The sequence below is a fragment of the Streptomyces sp. NPDC002790 genome (genome assembly GCF_040295505.1).
Taxonomy (GTDB): Bacteria; Actinomycetota; Actinomycetes; order Streptomycetales; family Streptomycetaceae; genus Streptomyces.
The window spans coordinates 1-2,991 of the sequence record NZ_JBEOVM010000230.1; the positions used below are offsets into that span (position 1 = coordinate 1).

The 2,991-nt window shown below is 70.4% G+C and carries 1 protein-coding gene; it reads right to left on the reverse strand.

Translation table 11 applies throughout. The annotated features are described in order from the left end of the window. Positions 1 to 2,991, reverse strand: a 2,991-nt coding sequence (locus tag ABT004_RS36235) for an AMP-binding protein (protein ID WP_351346086.1), incomplete at both ends; no start/stop codon positions are given.

Genomic DNA, 2,991 nt, shown 5'->3' on the forward strand with positions numbered 1-2,991 from the left:
GATCTGCGCCGCCACCAGGTTCAGCGCCCCGCCGTGGGTCGCCGCCACACCCTTCGGCACACCCGTCGAACCCGACGTATAGATCACATACGCCATCCCGGCGGCATCCACGACCACACCAGGAGCAGTCTCCGGCATGGCCGCCACCTGCGCCTCGACGTGCCGGTCGTCCAACGCCACCGGCATGACGCCGCGCAACGGCAGTTCGTCCAGCACATCCTCGACACCGAGCAGGACCGGTATGCGGCTGTCGGCCACCATGAACCCGATCCGCTCCGCCGGATGCGCCACGTCCATCGGCAGATAGGCCGCTCCGGCCTTGAGGATTCCCAGCACCGCGGTGACCATCCGCGCGCCGCGCGGCAGGCAGAGCCCGACCACCACCTCCGGCCCCACGCCCAGACCGCGCAGGAAGTGCGCCAGGCGATTCGACGCGACGTCCAGCTCGCGGTACGTGAGGACATCCTGGCCTGCGATGACGGCAGGAGCGTCAGGGGCGGCGGCGACCTGCCGTCCGAACACCTCCACGACGGTGCCGTCCAGGTCACCGGCGGCGGTGTCGTTCCAGCCCACGAGCATCCGTTCGCGCGCTTGCCGATCGAGCACGCTCACGGCGGCGAGCGGTGTGTCGGGGCCGCCGTGCACCGTGCCGGCCAGGGCGCCGACCGCGTTCTCGATCGCGGTGCACCACAGACGGCAGACCTCAAGCGAATCGATGGGGTCGACGGCCAGCACACTGACGCGCATACCAGCCGCACCGTTGTCATTGACGGCAACGGCCAACGGGTAGTTGGTCTTGTCCCGTTCAAAGACATATCGAACGCCATCGATCGAGCGCTGCTCCCCGGCGTCCGATTCCTGGTCGGCGGGGCGGTAGTTGAAGAGCGAGGTGAACAGCGGGGTGTCGCCCGCTATCCCGCTGGCCTGCTGGGCCAGCGCCAGCGGGGCGTGCTCGTGCTCCAGCAGCGCCGCCAACTGGTCCCGCATGTCCTCGACCGCGGCCCGCACCCCCGCCCGGCGGGTCCGCACCCGTACCGGGAGGCTGTTGATGAACGGGCCCACGACGCGGTCGGCTCCCGCGCCTGCCGTCATGCGTCCGAGCAGCACCGTGCCGAACACCACGTCGTCGCGGCCCGACAGCACGGCCAGTACGCGCGCCCACACCACGTGCATCACGGTGGCAGGGCTGACCCCCATCTGCCGTGTCACCTGCCGGAGCGTGTCCACGACCTCGTCGGAGATCGGCAGGCTCTCGACCACCACGTCGCTGCCGTCGCCGCGCACGTCGAGCACCCCGTACGGGGCAGTCGGCTCGGTCACATCGCCGAGCAGCTCGGCGAAGTACCGCTCGTGCTCGGCCCGGGGCACCGCTCGCATCTGTGCCACGAAGTTCCGGAACGGCAGTGCGGGCCTCAGCGCCTCGGGACGCCCGGCCAGAATCTCCCGCAGCTCCTGAAGCATCATGTCCACGCCCAGGTGGTCCTGCAGCAGGTGATGCATCCGCATCACACCCAGCCAACGGCCTTCCTCGACCTCGGCCACATGCAGGTCCGTCAGCGGGGCACGGTCGAGGTTCATCACCGATCCCGCCAGGGCGGTCAGGCCCTCCATCCACCCTTCGGGTCCCGCGGCAGCCACGTCTTCCTCGAAGACGTGCTCTACGACGGGCAGTTGTGCCTGCCGCCACACCACCTGAACCGGCTCGCGCAGGCCCTCCCACACCACACCCGTGCGATAGATGTCGTGCCGGTCCACGACCTGCTGCAAGGCACCGACGAATGTGTCCAGCCGGGCCCGGGAGTCGAACTCCACGACGCGCGCCGTCAGATAGACGTCGCCGCCCTCACCCGCCATGAGGTGGTGGAAGAACATGCCCTCCTGCAACGGCGCCAGCGGATAGACGTCCGACACGTTCGACGCTCCGCCGTCGACGGCCGCGACCACCCGGTCGATCTCCTGCTGCGACAGCTCGACCAGCGGCAGCATCTCCGGCGTGATCCGCTCCGCACCCACCGGGATCAGGTTCTCGGGCACCTCCACCGCTTCGGCACCGGACGCCCTCGCCAGCCCGGCCGGTGTCGACGCCTCGAACAGCGCCCGCACCGACACCGATACGCCCCGCGCCCGCAGCCGGTCCACCAACGCCACCGCCAGCAGCGAGTGTCCGCCCAGCCGGAAGAAGTTGTCGTCGACGCCGACCGACTCCACGCCGAGCACCTCGGCGAACACCGCGCAGAGGATCTCCTCTTGCACGGTGGCCGGGGCGCGGCCCGCGCCCGTGACGTACTCCGGCGCGGGCAGGGCCCTGCGGTCGAGCTTGCCGTTGACGGTCAGCGGCAGCTCGTCCAGCGTCACGAACGCGGCCGGGACCATGTACTCCGGCAGCCGCGACGCCACCACGTCCCGCAGCACGCCCGCGTCGAGCCCTGTGTCCGCGGCCACCACGTAGGCGACCAGGCGCTTGTCGCCCGGAGCGTCCTCGCGTGCGATCACAGCGGCCTGTCCGACGTCCGGCCGCGACAGCAGCACGGCCTCGATCTCGCCCGGCTCGATGCGGAACCCACGGACCTTGACCTGCTCGTCGGCGCGGCCACCGAAGACCAGTTGGCCGTCCGGGGTCCACTTGGCCACATCACCGGTCCGGTACATCCGTTCCCCGGACGCTCCGAACGGGCAGGCCACGAACCGCTCACCCGTCAGCCCCGCACGACCGACGTAGCCACGTGCCACACCGGCTCCGGCCACGTACAGCTCGCCCGCGACGCCCACCGGCACCGGCTGCAGCGCCTCATCCAGCACGAACAAGCGGCTGTTGGCGATCGGCGTGCCGATCGTCGGCTCATCCCCCCGCGTCAGCGGTTGCGACATCGACGCACAGACGGTGATCTCGGTCGGACCGTAGGCGTTGATCAGCCGACGACCCGAAGCCCACCGCTCCACCAGACCCGCGTCCAGGGCTTCACCGGCAGATACGAGCGTGGTGACCGAGGC